The sequence below is a fragment of the Nocardia sp. NPDC055165 genome (assembly GCF_053606985.1).
In genome coordinates this window covers 351024-366181 of the sequence record NZ_JBSGSS010000006.1, presented here as the reverse complement: position 1 = coordinate 366181, position 15158 = coordinate 351024, and the positions used below count along the sequence as shown (strand labels likewise).

The 15158-nt window shown below is 68.3% G+C and carries 15 protein-coding genes; 13 read left to right on the top strand and 2 right to left on the bottom strand.

All coding sequences use genetic code 11. The features are described from left to right. The first annotated feature begins 52 nt into the window (after nt 1-52). From ACWFRF_RS15730 to trmD, 6 genes are all read left to right on the top strand, one after another. Nucleotides 53-871, top strand: coding sequence for a nuclear transport factor 2 family protein (locus ACWFRF_RS15730; protein WP_452450566.1), 819 nt, complete (start codon nt 53-55; stop codon nt 869-871). Nucleotides 872-993: 122 nt separating this feature from the next. Then, nucleotides 994-2088 carry an amidohydrolase family protein gene (locus tag ACWFRF_RS15725; protein ID WP_378992179.1) on the top strand — a complete coding sequence of 365 codons (1095 nt, stop codon included), beginning with the start codon at nt 994-996 and terminating at the stop codon, nt 2086-2088. A gap of 208 nt (nt 2089-2296) precedes the next feature. Then, the gene (rpsP, locus tag ACWFRF_RS15720) at nt 2297-2734 is read left to right on the top strand and encodes a 30S ribosomal protein S16 (protein ID WP_378626367.1); all 438 of its coding nucleotides are present in this window, start codon (nt 2297-2299) and stop codon (nt 2732-2734) included. Then, nucleotides 2734-2976, top strand: a complete 243-nt coding sequence (locus ACWFRF_RS15715) for an RNA-binding protein (RefSeq protein WP_056811833.1) — start codon at nt 2734-2736, stop codon at nt 2974-2976. Before rpsP ends, ACWFRF_RS15715 begins: the two co-directional genes overlap by 1 nt. Continuing rightward, nucleotides 2977-3501 carry a ribosome maturation factor RimM gene (gene rimM / locus ACWFRF_RS15710; protein ID WP_378626368.1) on the top strand — a complete coding sequence of 175 codons (525 nt, stop codon included), beginning with the start codon at nt 2977-2979 and terminating at the stop codon, nt 3499-3501. Between the two features lie 3 nt (nt 3502-3504). Next, entirely contained in the window at nt 3505-4182 is a 678-nt protein-coding gene (gene trmD, locus ACWFRF_RS15705; RefSeq protein WP_378992180.1) for a tRNA (guanosine(37)-N1)-methyltransferase TrmD, read from the top strand. Between the two features lies 1 nt (nt 4183). Here trmD and ACWFRF_RS15700 read toward each other — a convergent pair whose 3' ends face one another. Beyond that, nucleotides 4184-4552, bottom strand: coding sequence for a VOC family protein (locus tag ACWFRF_RS15700; RefSeq protein ID WP_378992183.1), 369 nt, complete (start codon nt 4550-4552; stop codon nt 4184-4186). Between the two features lie 404 nt (nt 4553-4956). Beyond that, a complete protein-coding gene (locus ACWFRF_RS15695) occupies nt 4957-5802 on the bottom strand; it encodes a helix-turn-helix transcriptional regulator (RefSeq protein WP_378992184.1) in 846 nt (281 codons plus the stop codon). 96 nt (nt 5803-5898) lie between these two features. Here ACWFRF_RS15695 and ACWFRF_RS15690 point away from each other — a divergent pair, with 96 nt between their 5' ends. The 7 genes from ACWFRF_RS15690 (at nt 5899) to lepB (ending at nt 15091) form a co-directional block, all read left to right on the top strand. Next, complete coding sequence (locus ACWFRF_RS15690; RefSeq protein ID WP_452450562.1) at nt 5899-7512, top strand: AMP-binding protein; 1614 nt, start codon at nt 5899-5901, stop codon at nt 7510-7512. Further along, nucleotides 7512-9125: an AMP-binding protein gene (locus tag ACWFRF_RS15685; RefSeq protein WP_387442158.1), complete on the top strand. Its 1614-nt coding sequence runs from the start codon at nt 7512-7514 to the stop codon at nt 9123-9125. The genes ACWFRF_RS15690 and ACWFRF_RS15685 overlap by 1 nt, the downstream gene beginning before the upstream one ends. A gap of 110 nt (nt 9126-9235) precedes the next feature. After that, the gene (locus ACWFRF_RS15680; RefSeq protein WP_452450560.1) at nt 9236-10405 is read left to right on the top strand and encodes an alpha/beta hydrolase family protein; all 1170 of its coding nucleotides are present in this window, start codon (nt 9236-9238) and stop codon (nt 10403-10405) included. Nucleotides 10406-10452: 47 nt separating this feature from the next. Then, nucleotides 10453-12834, top strand: a complete 2382-nt coding sequence (locus ACWFRF_RS15675; RefSeq protein ID WP_378992192.1) for a Tex family protein — start codon at nt 10453-10455, stop codon at nt 12832-12834. A gap of 28 nt (nt 12835-12862) precedes the next feature. Further along, nucleotides 12863-13738, top strand: a complete 876-nt coding sequence (locus ACWFRF_RS15670; protein WP_452450558.1) for a hypothetical protein — start codon at nt 12863-12865, stop codon at nt 13736-13738. A gap of 160 nt (nt 13739-13898) precedes the next feature. Further along, nucleotides 13899-14240, top strand: a complete 342-nt coding sequence (rplS, locus tag ACWFRF_RS15665; protein ID WP_071929278.1) for a 50S ribosomal protein L19 — start codon at nt 13899-13901, stop codon at nt 14238-14240. 86 nt (nt 14241-14326) lie between these two features. After that, the gene (lepB, locus tag ACWFRF_RS15660) at nt 14327-15091 is read left to right on the top strand and encodes a signal peptidase I (RefSeq protein ID WP_378992195.1); all 765 of its coding nucleotides are present in this window, start codon (nt 14327-14329) and stop codon (nt 15089-15091) included. Nucleotides 15092-15158: the final 67 nt, after the last annotated feature.

Sequence of the window (15158 nt, the reverse complement as noted above, 5' to 3'; positions counted from 1 at the left end):
AACACGTTCTATCATGGATCGCGCAGGGGGAGCGTGACTATGGAGGACCTACATGTCGTTGGATCGGACCGCCGAGGACCTGCTGGCGGCGGTGCGGGCGTCACCGCGTGCGGTGGCCGCGCACGACAAGACCGCGTGGGTCGGGCTGTTCGCCGAGCAGGCGGCGGTACACGACCCGTACGGCTCGCGCGAGCACATCGGCCCGGACGCGATCTCGCGTTTCTACAACGTCTTCATCGCGCCGAACGCCATCGCCTTCCGCGTGGACCGCGACATCGTCGCCGGCTACGCGGTGGTGCGTGACCTGCACATCGAGACCACGATGTCGACGGGCGCCACCGTCACCGTGCCGATGCATCTGCGCTACGACCTGGTCGATACCGATGGCGGCTGGCGGATCGCCCGGCTCGCCGCGCACTGGGAGCTGGGGGTGATGGTCGCGCGTCTGCTGCGCACCGGCCCGTCCGGATTGCTCGCGGGAGCGCAGCTCGGGCCGCAACTCGTGGGCGAGCTCGGCATGGGCGGAGCGATGGGCATGATGCGGGCGCTGCGCGGCATCGGCGGCTCCGGCAAGCGCATCGTCGGCAGACTCTTCGCTGCTGTCGCGTCCGGCGACACGGGTGGCGTGCGAGCGCTGCTCGATGAGCGGACGGTGTGCGAGCTGCCCGCCGGGCGACCGATCTCGGTGACGGAGTTCGCCGACCGCGCGCGAGACATCGAGTGGGACAAGATGATCGCCGCGGGTCGCACGGTCAGCGTGAGCGTGCGGGTCGGTGCGTCGTGGGGTGTGGCCTTCGTCGACTTCGCCCCGGACCGGCCGCGGATCACCGCTGTGCGGGTCTTTCTCGACGGCGATCCTTCAGGCGACTGACCGCTCGCCCGAAGGGTGCCGACCCCGCGCCCGGTGCTGGCGCGGTGGCCGGGCCTCGGAGCGTGTGCGTGCGCCGATCCTGCGAGGTAGGTTCGGTTTCAGGCCGACGACTGGAGGTTCGTGTGCATCTGCGTGGTGTAGTTCTCCCCGGCGACCGGGAGCGCGACCTCTGGGTTGTCGACGGCGCCGTGACGTTCGAGCCCGTGCGTGGTGCCGAAACCCTGTGCGGCACAGGCTGGATCGTGCCCGGCCTGGTCGACGCGCACTGCCATGTCGGCATTCGCTACGGCGGCGGGGACGAGACCCGCGACGGCGCGATCGAGCAGGCCGAGACCGAACGTGACGCCGGGGCGCTGCTCCTGCGCGACGCGGGCTCGCCGATCGACACCCGCTTCATCGACGAGCACGCCGAGCTGCCGCGGATCATCCGCGCGGGTCGTCACATCGCCCGCCCCAAGCGCTACATCCGCGAACTCGGGATCGAACTCGACGACGAGCGCGACCTGCCCGAGATCGTCGCCGAGCAGGCCCGCTTCGGTGACGGCTGGGTGAAGATCGTGGGGGATTGGATCGACCGCTCCGTCGGCGACCTGCGCCCGCTGTGGAGTGACGACATCCTGAAGCAGGCCATCGACGCCGCCCACGCGAACGGGGCAAGGGTCACCGCCCACGTGTTCGGTGAGGACGCCCTGCCGGGCCTGATCAACGCGGGTATCGATTGCCTCGAACACGGCACCGGCATCACCGACGACACCATCGAACTGATGGTGGCCAACGGCACCGCCCTGGTCCCCACCCTGATCAATATCGACACCTTCCCCGGCATCGCCGACAGCGCCACGAAGTTCCCGGTCTACGCCGCCCACATGCGCGACCTGCACCGCCGCGTTCGCGACACCGTCGGCAAAGCCCACGAGGCGGGCGTCCCGATCTACGCGGGCACCGACGCGGGCGGCTCCATCCGTCACGGCCGCATCGCCGACGAGATCACCGCCCTGTCCGGCGCGGGCCTGTCACCCCACGAGGCTCTCGGCGCCGCGTCGTGGAACGCCCGCACCTGGCTCGGCCGCCCCGGTATCGACGAGGGCGCCCCGGCCGACTTCGTCGTCTACGCCCACGACCCCCGCGTGAACCCGCACTCGCTCACCGACCCACAATGGGTCGTGCTGCGTGGCCTGGTCGTGAAGACCCCCGATCCGGTCACCGGGCACCGCTGAATCGGCGTCGACGGCAATAGCGGAGGCGATTTCCGGGCGCGGCGGGTCGTCTGGCAGAATGAACCCTCGTCCTTCCTGGACAGTGTCAGCCCGTCTCCGGTTACGTACCGCGCGGCGGTCACGCACGCATGCGCGAAACCGGACCCGCAGACCATGCGGGTCGCCGAATCGCGTGGTGACCAAAACTACTGAAAGAAGACTGAACAGCATGGCTGTCAAGATCAAGCTCACTCGTCTCGGCAAGATCCGCAACCCGCAGTACCGCGTCGTCGTCGCCGACGCCCGTACCCGTCGTGACGGCCGCGCCATCGAGTCCATCGGCCTGTACCACCCGAAGGAAGAGCCGTCGCTGATCCAGATCGACGCCGAGCGCGTCGCGTACTGGCTGTCGGTCGGCGCGCAGCCCACCGAGTCGGTGCAGCGTCTGCTGGAGATCACCGGCGACTGGCAGAAGTTCAAGGGCCTGCCGGGCACCGAGGGCACCCTGAAGGTGAAGGCCGCGAAGACCTCCAAGCTGGACCTGTTCAACGCCGCGCTGGCCGCCGCCGACAACGCGCCCACCACCGAGGCCGTCACCCCGAAGAAGAAGGCCGCCAAGAAGGACGAGGCTGCCGCTGAGGAAGCCGCCACCGAGGCTGCCGAGTAATGACTGCTGTTGTTGCCGATGCCGTCGAACATCTGGTTCGCGGCATCGTCGCCAACCCTGACGACGTCCGTGTCGAGCTGCTCACCGGACGTCGTGGACGCACCGTCGAGGTACACGTCCATCCTGAAGACCTGGGCAAGGTGATCGGGCGCGGTGGTCGTACCGCGACCGCGCTGCGCACCCTGGTCGCCGGCATCGGCGGCCGTGGGATCCGGGTCGACGTGGTCGATACCGACGCCTAGATGGAACTCGTCGTAGGTCGGGTCGCCAAGTCGCACGGTGTGCGCGGCGAACTCGTCGTCGATGTTCGCACCGACGAACCGGACGTCCGGTTCGCGCCGGGCGTCACGCTGCGCGGCAGGATGCCGAAGTCCTCGGCGACCCGTGACTACACCGTGAAGTCGGCCCGAGAGCACTCGGGCCGGCTTCTGGTGTTCGTCGACGGGATCGACGATCGCACCGCCGCCGATGCCCTGCGTGGCACGTTGTTCGTCGTCGACAGCGATTCGCTGCCGCCGTCGGAGGACGACGACGCCTTCTACGACCACGAACTCGAAGGCCTCCGGGTCGAGTTCACCGACGGCACCCTCGTCGGCACGGTCACCGAGGTGCTGCATTCGGCCGCGGGCGAACTGCTGTCGGTGCGCGCCGCCGACGACGGTCGCGAGATTCTCATTCCCTTTGTCACCGCCATCGTGCCGACGGTTTCGCTCGCCGATGGACTGGTTGTCATCACGCCGCCCGAGGGCCTGCTCGATCCGGAGTAATTCGTGCAACTCGACGTCGTCACGATCTTCCCGGAGTACCTCGAGCCGCTGCGGACAGCGCTGCTCGGCAAGGCTGTCGACAAGGGCCTGATCTCGATCGGCGTGCACGATCTGCGCCACTGGACGCACGACGTGCACAAATCGGTCGACGATTCGCCCTACGGTGGCGGTCCCGGCATGGTCATGAAGCCCACCGTCTGGGGCGAGGCCCTGGACGAGGTGTGCCCGGACGACGCACTGCTCGTCGTCCCCACGCCGGCCGGTGTGCCGTTCACCCAGGCCACCGCGCAGCGCTGGGCCACCGAGAAGCACCTCGTGTTCGCCTGCGGGCGCTACGAGGGCATCGATCAGCGCGTGTTCGACGATGCCGCCCGCCGCGTCCGCGTCGAAGAGGTGAGCATCGGCGACTATGTCCTCATCGGCGGCGAGGCCGCGGTGCTCGTGATGACCGAGGCCGTGGTGCGTCTGATCCCCGGCGTGCTCGGCAATCAGCAGTCCCACCAGGAGGATTCGTTCTCCGACGGGCTCCTCGAAGGGCCCAGCTACACCCGGCCGGTGTCGTGGCGTGGCCTCGAGGTGCCCCCGATCCTGCTGTCGGGCGACCATGCCAAGGTCGCCGCGTGGCGGCACGAACAGTCACTGGAACGCACGGCGCAGCGCCGTCCCGACCTGTTGCCCTGACCTAACCCGGGATCACCCGGGTGGTGATACAGAACGGGTGCCCGGCGGGGTCGAGCAATACCCGCCAGCGCGGATCCGGTTGTACCGGTGCGGGTTTGGCACCGATCGCGAGGGCGTGCTGTTCGCAGAGATCGAGGTCGGCGTCGGCGGCGAGATCGAGGTGCACCGCGGCCGTGCCGGGCCACTGCGGCGGGTAGTAGTCCTCGACGCGTTGCGCGGCGACCGTCAGCCCCGACGGGATTCGGATCCCGACGCTGTGCGCGTCGTTCCACAGGACACGGCCACCGAGCAGCCCGAGATAGAAGCGGGCGAGGGACTCGGGGTCGTCACAGTCCAGTGAGAGGCCGGCCAGTTGAAAAGGCTCCGTCATCGAAGCGACGCTACCGGGCGCGACGGGGACCGAGATTGTTTTCCCCTAAAGACATTTGGGTATCCATCCAGGTCGTTCTTTGTGCGATCGTCCATAGTGAGGGTTGCTGGTTCCATCCGGAACGGGTTCGGTCCCAGCGTCTGTCGGCGCGGTCGGGCCGGACGCGACGAGGCCGAACGGACGCTGCGCCGATGTTCCCAGTACAGGCACTGCGTCCCTTGATGATTGGACGCTGACCCGAGTGAGCGCTCGGTGACATTCGGTGTGGGGTGTCGCGCCCACGATGTGAGACCTTGCCGGTCCGATCGGTCGCGCCGGAGGCATTGCGGCGGATTCAGCGGCCGAATGACGGTGATATATCCCACATCTGATGCAGGGGTCGAAGCGGTCGTGGGTCGCGGCGGTCAGGGCAGCAGGCCGTGCCGCCGTGCCCGAGCCACCGCCTCGTGCCTGGTGCCGGCATCCAGCTTGCTCATCGCCTGGCGCAGGTAACTCTTGACGGTCTCGGCGCCGAGCGAGAGTCGAAGCGCCGCTTCCTGATTCGTGCAGCCGAGGGCGATCTGGGCGAGCACGTCGAGTTCGCGCCGCGACAACCGCGGCGCATCGCCGGCGGACTCGCCGGTCAACACCCCGGTCAGTCGTTCGCACACCCCGGAAAGCCGGTCGCGCAGGGCGAGATCGCCCGTGGCGGCCGCGAGGGCGCGAAGCTCGGCGTGGATCTCGCGCAACTCCTCGGTCGCCGCGGGGGTGGTCGTCGCCGGCGGTGTCGCGAGCTCGAGCAGCCGGACCCGCCGGTCCACCTCGTCGCGGACGGCGATCTCCGCGGCCAGTCGCTTACCCGCCTGCAGGATCACCTCGGCGGTGCGGTCGCCGAGGGGGCCCGTGCCACGCGTGGCGGCGTACAGCACGGCGCGAGGTCGGTCGGCGACCAGCACCGGCACGGCCATCACCGACCGCAACCCTTCGCCGACGACCGCGGCGTCGTAGTGGTGGGTGATCGCGGACGAGCCTCGATAGTCGGCCACCGACGCGGGCCTGCGGTACTCCATGGCCTGCCCGCCGAGCCCGGAGGTGCGCAGCACCGACAGCCCGCGCAGACCGGTGGTGACGGTGCCGGCGAACTCGGTGAGCAGCAGGGTGTCCTCGTCCACCGCGCCGCCGAACACCACCGGGACGCTCGCCCGTCCCGCCACCCAGCGGATCTCGGCGCGCAGCGCGTCACCGTCGCGCGGGCGCAACAGGGAAGTCATGGATCACCCCTTTTCGGGGGTAGTGGGACACGTGAGCTATGCCACATTCTAGGGCAGACCCGGTGGCCGATACCCGGGTGATGAGGAGAAGCTGCGATGACTACCGATCTGGACGTGCGGGTGCGCGACCTGCTCGACCACTACGACCGACCAGAGGCCTGTGCGGCCGATCTGCTCTGCGATCAGCACCCGGCCGGGCAGATCGCGTTCACGGTGATCGAGTCCGATCTGCGCGCCCACGACCTGACCTACGGTGAGCTGCGGGAGCGCTCGGCCCGGTTCGCCGCCGCGCTGGCCGAACTCGGCGTCGAACCCGGCGATCGGGTGGCGACATTGATGGCGAAATCCGTCGAGCTCGTGGTGGCGCTGCTGGGTATCTGGCGCCGCGGCGCGGTGCACGTGCCGTTGTTCACCGCGTTCGCGCCCCCGGCCGTCGAATTCCGGCTGACCGCGAGCCGCGCGAAGGTCGTGGTCGCCGATGCCGACCAGGCGCCGAAACTCGCGGCGGCCGGCTACCGGACGATCGTTGCCGGTGACGCCGACAGCCCCGGCGCGCTGCGCTTCGACGATCTGCTCGACGGGTACCGGTCCGACGACCCGCGTGCGAAGCCGGTGGCGGTCGGTGGCGACGGCCTGCTGGTCCAGCTGTTCACCAGCGGCACCACCGGAACCCCCAAGGGTGTGCCGATCCCGGTGCGCGCGCTGGCGTCGTTCCACGCCTACCAGGAATTCGCCCTGGATGTGCGCCCCGAGGACGTCTTCTGGAACGCGGCCGATCCAGGCTGGGCGTACGGCCTCTACTACGCGATCCTGGGGCCGCTGGCCACCGGCGTGCGCAGCCTGCTGCTGCACGCGGGGTTCTCGGCGTCACTCACCTGGGACGTGTTGCAGCGCTTCGGCGTCACCAACTTCGCCGCCGCGCCGACCGTCTATCGGGCGTTGCGCGCCGACAGCGCTCCGGCTCCGGAGGGCTTCGCCCTGCGCCGGGCGTCGTCGGCGGGCGAGCCGTTGACCCCGGACGTGGTGGCCTGGTCGCAGCGGACACTCGGGGTTGCGGTGCGTGACCACTACGGTCAGACCGAGCACGGCATGGTGATCTGCCATGCGTGGCACCCCGCCCTCGATGTGGCAGTCCCGCCCGGTTCGATGGGCAGGCAGCTCCCCGGGTGGTCCTGTGCGGTCCTCGCCGAGGATGTCGACACCGAGGCGGCACCCGGTGAGATCGGCCGGGTCGCCATCGACACCCACCACAGCCCGCTGCTCTGGTTCCTCGGCTACCTCGACGATCCGGAGCGCACCGCGAGCCGATTCACCGCCGACGGACGCTGGTATCTGACCGGTGACGTCGCCTCCCGCGATTCCGACGGCTGCTTCCGCTTCAGCTCCCGCGACGACGACGTGATCATCATGGCGGGCTACCGGATCGGCCCGTTCGAGGTCGAGAGTGTGCTGGTCCTCCACGAGCAGGTCGCCGAGGCCGCCGTGGTCGGGATGCCCGACGAACTGCGCGGTGAGGTGCTGGAGGCCTTCGTCGTGACCCGCCCCGGCGCCGAGGGCAGCGCCGGGTTGGCAGCTGAACTGCAGCAGCTGGTCAAGGACGAGTTCGCCGCCCACGCTTATCCGCGAAGGGTCCATTTCGTGGACAGCCTACCCAAGACGCCCAGTGGCAAAGTGCAGCGATTCCTGCTGCGCGGCAAGGAGATCCGGTGATGTCCGAACTCAGCTACAGCTGCGGTCCCGCCGAGGTCGCGCTGCTCGGCGACACCATCGGCGCGAATCTGGACCGCGCCGTCGCGGCCCACCCCGCGCGTGACGCGCTCGTCGACTGCCCGGCAGGGCGTCGCTGGACCTACCGCGAGGTGGGTGCGGCGGTCGACGCCGTCGCGACCGGTCTCGCCGCACACGGCATCGAACCCGGTGACCGCGTCGGCATCTGGGCACCCAACTGCGCGGAATGGTTCCTCGTGCAATACGCCACCGCGAAGATCGGTGCCATCCTGGTCAACATCAACCCCGCCTACCGCACCAGCGAACTCGAATATGTTCTCGTCCAGGCCGGGGTACGCACGCTGATCGCCGCACCGGAGTTCAAGAGCTCGGACTACGTCGCGATGATCGAGCAGGTCCGGCCGAATTGTCCCGCCCTGGAACAGGTGCTGATTCTCGGCACCGAGCCGTGGCGGCAGGTGGCCGAGACCGTGCCGGACAGGCAGCGGCTCGGTGCGATCGCCGAGACGCTGTCGGCCGACGACCCGATCAACATCCAATACACCTCGGGAACAACGGGTTTCCCGAAGGGCGCGACGCTGAGCCACCACAACATCCTCAACAACGGGTTCTTCGTCGGCGAACTGTGCGGATACACCGAGGCCGATCGGGTCTGCATCCCGGTTCCGTACTACCACTGCTTCGGCATGGTGATGGGCAATCTCGCGGTGACCTCCCACGGTGCGACCGCGGTGATTCCGTCGCCGTCGTTCGACCCGGCCGCGGCGTTGGCCGCTGTCGCCGCGGAACGCTGCACCTCGCTCTACGGTGTGCCGACGATGTTCATCGCGATGCTGGCCGAACTCGATTCCGGCGCCGACTACGACCTGTCGAGCCTGCGCACCGGCATCATGGCGGGCTCACCGTGCCCGGTCGAGGTGATGAAACGGGTGATCGATCGGCTGGGGATGAGCGAGGTGTCCATCTGCTACGGCATGACCGAGACCTCACCGGTGTCCACGCAGACCCGTCGCGACGACAGCATCGACCGGCGCACCGCCACCGTCGGCCGGGTCGGCCCGCACCTCGAGGTGAAGGTGGTCGACCCGGAGACCGGGCGCACCGTGGCGCGTGGCGAACCGGGCGAACTGTGCACCCGCGGCTACTCGGTGATGCTCGGGTACTGGGAACAGCCCGACAAGACCGCCGAGGCGATCGACGCCGCCCGCTGGATGCACACCGGCGACATCGGCGTCATGGACGCCGACGGCTACCTCGCGGTCACCGGCCGGATCAAGGACATGGTGATCCGCGGCGGCGAGAACATCTACCCCCGCGAGATCGAGGAGTTCCTCTACACCCACCCCGATGTCGTCGACGCCCAGGTCATCGGTGTCCCTGACGCCAAATACGGTGAGGAGCTCATGGTCTGGCTCCGGCTCCGTGAGGGCGCGAAACCCCTCGACGCCGACACCGTCCGTACCTTCTGCGCCGGACGCCTGGCTCACTACAAGATCCCGCGCTATGTGCACGTGGTCGACGAGTTCCCGATGACGGTCACCGGCAAGGTGCGCAAGGCCGAGATGCGCGAACTTGCCAGGGACATCCTCGGCTGAGCGGCTGGAGCGCACCCTGGCTCGATCCGTCGCGGGCACCAGCGCTTGTTGCTAGCGTGTTCGCGACGGTCGGGCGTTCGGGATGGTACTGAACAATGATGGGGGAGACGGTGTTCCGTCGTGCAGTGGTGGTGTCGATGTCGGTCTGCGCGGTGGTCGCGTCGAGTGCGGGTGGTGCCGGCGCCGGGCCGGGCGGGGTCGGCGTTCTCCCGAGTCCCAGTGCAACTCTGCCGGTAGGCGCCACGATGCTGCACCTGGTCGACGACGCACGGCCGGATCCGTTCCAGCCCGACCGGTCGAGGGAACTGATGGTCTCGGTGTTCTACCCGGCGACCGAGGTGAATCGCTACCCGCGTGCGCATTACGCGTCGACCGAACTGATCCCCGGACTGGAGGACGAACTCGGCATCGAGCTGCCCGGCGCCCTGACTCACGCCCACCGGGAGGCGCCCGCGCAGGCGGCGGGCGCCTACCCGGTCGTGCTGTACACCCCCGGCGCCGGTGTCTCGCGGATTCTGGGCACCGGGCTCGCCGAGGACCTGGCCTCGCGCGGCTACGTGGTGGTGACCATCGATCACACCTATGAAACCGGTCCGGCCGTCGAGTTCCCCGGCGGCCGGCTCGTGCGGCCCGCCCCGGCGCCCAACGGCTTCGACACCGCGATCCGCGAGAAGTACATCGCCGCACGGCTGCTCGATCTCCGGTTCGTGCTCGACTCCCTCGCCGGGCTGGCCGCGGGGACCAACCCCGATGCCGAATCCGACCCCCTACCCGCCGATCTGGGCCGGGTACTCGACCTGAACCGGGTCGGCGCCGTCGGACATTCGTCGGGTGGGTACACCGCCGTCGAGGCCATGCACGAGGACCGCCGCATCGACGCGGCCGTCGACATGGACGGACAGATCGGGGTGGACGAGGCGTTCGGCCGCGCGGTGACCGAGGGCGTCGATCGGCCCACCCTGGTCCTGACCAGCGAGCAGATCGAGGAAGTCGGTGATGCGAATCCGTCCCTCGACGCGTTCTGGCAGGGGGCCACCGGCTGGAAACGTCATCTGGCCATAGCGGATTCGGCGCACTACGACTTCACCGACATGCCGTCGCTGGTGCCCCCCGTCGCCCGGCCCGCCGCGTCGACCTACCTCGGCGCCATCGATCCGGATCGCATGGCGTCGCTCGTGCGGGGCTACGTCGCGGCGATGTTCGACAAATTCCTGCGCGAACGCACCGACACCGTGCTGGATCGCCCGATCACCGAACCCGAGGTGCGGACAATCCGCTGACCTGGGTGCCAGCGCGGTGTCGGTCATGAGCTGTAGTCTCTGCGGCTGTGACGACAGCGCCCGAGATCGCCGACAGCACGACCACCATCGCCAGCGTAGGCAGGCGGATCGCCGATGAACTGGGGGTGCGCGAGACCCAGGTCCGCGCCGCCGTCGAACTGCTCGACGGTGGTTCGACGGTTCCGTTCATCGCGCGCTACCGCAAAGAGGTCACCGACGGCCTCGACGATGCCCAGTTGCGTCAGCTCGAGGAACGGCTCGGGTATCTGCGTGAGCTCGACGAGCGCCGCGGCGCGATCATCGAATCCATTCGCGGCCAGGGCAAACTCGATCCCACTCTGCACTCGCAGCTCATGCTCGCCGAGACCAAGGCGCGCCTGGAAGACATCTACCTGCCGTACAAGCCCAAGCGCCGCACCAAGGCGCAGATCGCGCGCGAAGCCGGACACGAGCCGGTGGCCGACGCGCTGATCGGCGACCCGGGCACCGATCCGGCCGCCTACACCGCCGAACAGCTCGACGGCGCCCGCTCGATCCTGGTCGAACGCTTCGCTGAAGACGCCGACCTGGTCGGTGAGCTGCGTGAGCTGATGTGGAAACGCGGCCAGATCACCTCCACGGTGCGCGCGGGCAAGGAGGAGGCGGGAGCCAAGTTCTCCGACTACTTCGAGTTCAGCGAGCCCTTCCACAAGCTGCCCTCGCACCGGATCCTGGCGCTGCTGCGCGGGGAGAAGGAGGAGATGCTCACACTGCATCTCGAAGCCGACACCGACGAACCGGCACCCGGCGAGCGCACCCTCTACGAGGGCCGCATCGCGGTCGCCTTCGGCATCGCCGACAAGGGCCGTCCGGCCGATTCCTGGCTGCTCGACACCGTCCGCTGGGCCTGGCGCACCAAGCTCGCCGTGAGCCTGGGTATCGACACCAGGATGCGGTTGCGCCAGGCGGCCGAGAAGGACGCGGTCGACGTGTTCGCCGCGAACCTGCGCGACCTGTTGCTCGCCGCACCCGCGGGCACCCGCACCACCATGGGCCTCGACCCCGGTTACCGCACCGGCGTGAAGGTCGCCGTCGTCGACGCCACGGGTAAGGCCGTCGCGACCGAGGTGATCTACCCGCACAAACCGCAGGGGCAGACCGAGAAGTCCCTCGCGGTGCTGGCCGCGCTCGTCGCCCGCTTCGGTGTGGAGCTCATCGCCATCGGCAACGGCACCGCCTCGCGCGAGACCGATGCCCTCGCGGTGGAACTGATCTCGCGGATTCCGGAGAACAAGCCGACCAAGATCGTGGTGTCGGAGGCGGGCGCCTCGGTGTATTCCGCATCGGCCTACGCCTCGGCCGAATTGCCCGACATGGACGTGTCGCTGCGCGGCGCGGTCTCCATCGCCCGGCGTCTGCAGGACCCCCTCGCCGAACTGGTGAAGATCGATCCGAAGTCGATCGGCGTCGGCCAGTACCAGCACGACGTATCCGAGACGCTGCTCGCGCGCTCGCTGGGCGCGGTCGTCGAAGACGCGGTGAACGCCGTCGGTGTCGACGTGAACACGGCTTCGGTGCCGCTGCTCTCGCGCGTGTCGGGTGTTTCCTCGTCGGTGGCGGAAAGCATTGTGGCCCACCGTGATCAGAACGGGCCTTTCAACAGCCGCAAGGCCCTGCTCGAGGTTCCGCGCCTGGGGCCGAAGGCTTTCGAGCAGTGCGCGGGCTTCCTGCGTATCCGCGGCGGTGCCGACCCGCTGGACACCTCCGCCGTGCACCCCGAGGCCTACCCGGTGGTGCGCCGCATTCTCGAGCACACCGGCCGGGAGATGGCCGAGGTCATCGGCAACACCAGCACTCTGCGCGCGTTGAAGCCCGGCGACTTCACCGACGAGAAGTTCGGTGTGCCCACCGTCAGCGACATCATCGCCGAGCTGGAGAAGCCGGGCCTGGACCCGCGTCCGGAATTCAAGACCGCCGAGTTCGCCGCGGGCATCGAGAAGGTCGCCGACCTGAAGCCCGGGATGGTGCTCGAGGGCGTCGTGACGAATGTGGCCGCGTTCGGCGCGTTCGTCGATGTCGGCGTCCATCAGGACGGTCTCGTGCACGTGTCGGCGCTGTCGCACACCTTCGTCAAGGATCCGCGCGAAGTGGTGAAGTCCGGTGACGTGGTGAAGGTGAAGGTTCTCGAGGTCGACGTCGCCCGTCAGCGGATCGGGCTCACCCTGCGGCTCGATGACGAGCCGGGCAAGCCCGCGCAGGGGGACAATCGTGGGGGTGGCGCGCCGCGCGGTCAGGGTCGTGGACAGCAAGGCGGTCGTGGTCCGGCACCTGCCCGCAACCAGGGACAGGGGCGTCAGGGCAACGGCGGCGGTAACCAGCGCAAGCAGGCTGCGGCACCGAGCGGTTCGATGGCAGACGCCCTGCGCGCGGCTGGTTTCGGCAACAAGTAGGTAGCAACTCGACGACAGGGCGGGCGGCATGCGACGGTGGCTCGAGGAAGCGGTGATCGCGCACGGCCGCCTGCCCCTGCTCTGTTTCCTGCTGGGGTTCATTCTCGGTTTCGTGGTGATCCGGGTGAGTGTGCGGATGATCCGGGCCAATGTGCGCTGGTGGCCGGGCAATGTGAAAGCCGGCGACACCCACATCCACCACATGGTGTTCGGCGTGATCACCGTGCTGCTGTCGGGCATCGGGCTGATCGCCACCGCCGAGGACTCCACCCAGGTCACCTCGAGCGTGCTGGCCGCGATCTTCGGGATCGGCGCCGCGCTGGTACTCGACGAATTCGCGCTGATCTTCTATCTGCGTGATGTCTACTGGTCCGAGCAGGGCCGAACCTCGGTGGACGCCGTCTTCGTCGCCTTCGCCGTGACCGGTCTGCTCCTGCTCGGCGTCCAACCGGCGACGTTTCTGGACTACGACGACTTCCGGGCATCGCGCGGTGTCGGGGTGCGGGTCGGGGTGGTGATCACGATCACGGTGAATCTGGTGCTCGCCGCGATCGTGATCGCCAAGGGCAAGATCTGGACCGGGCTGTTCGGCATGTTCTTCACGCCGCTGCTGCTGGTCGGCGCGGTGCGCTTGAGCAGGCCGGGCGCCCCGTGGGCACGTTGGCGCTACGGTCACCGGCCCAAGACCATGAACCGCGCGGTCGCGCGGGAGCGGCGCTACCGTCGCCCGGTCATCCGCGCGAAGATCTTCATCCAGGACCTGATCGCGGGCAAGCCCGACGTCGAGCACGCGCGTACGGCAGCCGAGGCGGAGTTGGCGCGTACCGTCGTCCCGGCGCCCTCGGCACCGCCGCCGCATCCGCACCTGCTGCCGCGCCGCCGAACCGACCAGACCGACGAGTAGTGAGGCCCGATTTCGATCAGGGCTACCCGGTCTGGCACAATAAACCGGTTGCCTTGGACGAGTCATGTCCGAGAGCACTCCTGTTCTGAGCATGAACCGGTCGAGCGCGCGAGTGCCGCCAGGTTCCTCTGTTCACGCAAAGAATCCGAAAAGGTGGAAAATGAACACCCTTGATTTCGTCGACGAGAAGTCGCTGCGCAGCGACGTCCCCGACTTCCGTCCGGGCGACACCCTGAACGTGCACGTGAAGGTCATCGAAGGCTCGAAGGAGCGCATCCAGGTCTTCAAGGGCGTCGTGATCCGGCGTCACGGCGGCGGCATCGGCGAGACCTTCACGGTCCGCAAGGTGTCCTTCGGCGTCGGTGTCGAGCGCACCTTCCCCGTGCACAGCCCCAACATCGACCACATCGATGTCGTGACCCGCGGTGACGTGCGTCGCGCCAAGCTGTACTACCTGCGCGACCTGCGCGGCAAGGCTGCCAAGATCAAGGAAAAGCGCTGATCTCGCAGTAGCACTTCGCAGTACCAGAATTCTTCAGGTAGCCCGGTACCCGACTCACGTCAGGGTGCCGGGCTACTCTGTTCGGCGTGGCAGACGAAAGTGAGTCGGTGTCGGTGTCCGATTCGGGTGACGAAGGTGGGCGGCGCAGAAAAAAGCGCGGCGACAAGAAGCAGCGCCCGTTCTGGCAGGAGCTGCCGATACTCGTCGTGATCGCAGCGGTGATCGCCGCGTTGATGGTGACTTTCGTCGGTCGGCCGTATGTGATCCCCTCGCAGTCGATGGAGAACACGCTGCTGATCGGTGATCGCATCTACGTCCAGAAGATCAGCTATTACGGCTCCGAACCCGGACCGGGCGACGTGGTGGTGTTCGTCGGACCGCCGTCGTGGAACGGGCACTACAAGTCGGTGCGTTCGGACAACACTGTCGTGCGCGGTCTGCAGAACTTCCTGTCCTACTTCGGGCTGGTCCCGCCGGACGAGAACGATCTGGTCAAGCGCGTGATCGCGGTCGGCGGGCAAACCGTGCAGTGTTGTGATCCGCAGGGGCGCGTCATGGTCGACGGCAAACCGCTCGACGAGCCGTACATCAAGAAGGACTACCCCTGGTACACCGACCGTCCCAACGCCGTGTACCCGGCGGGCCGGGTGTTCGGCCCGGTGAAGGTGCCGGAGGGCAATCTGTGGGTGATGGGCGACAACCGCAACGAGTCGGCTGATTCGCGCGCCCACGTCAGCGACGATCTACAGGGCACCGTGCCGGTGGACAACGTCCGCGGCAAAACGGTGTTCAAGATCTGGCCGCCGAACCGGATGGGCCCAGTGAAGACCCAGAACCCGCAAGAGAACTAACGCGACGAGGATGAGTGTTCTGGGCCAGAACGCGCAAGAGAACTGACACGTTGAGCAGGGGTGTTCC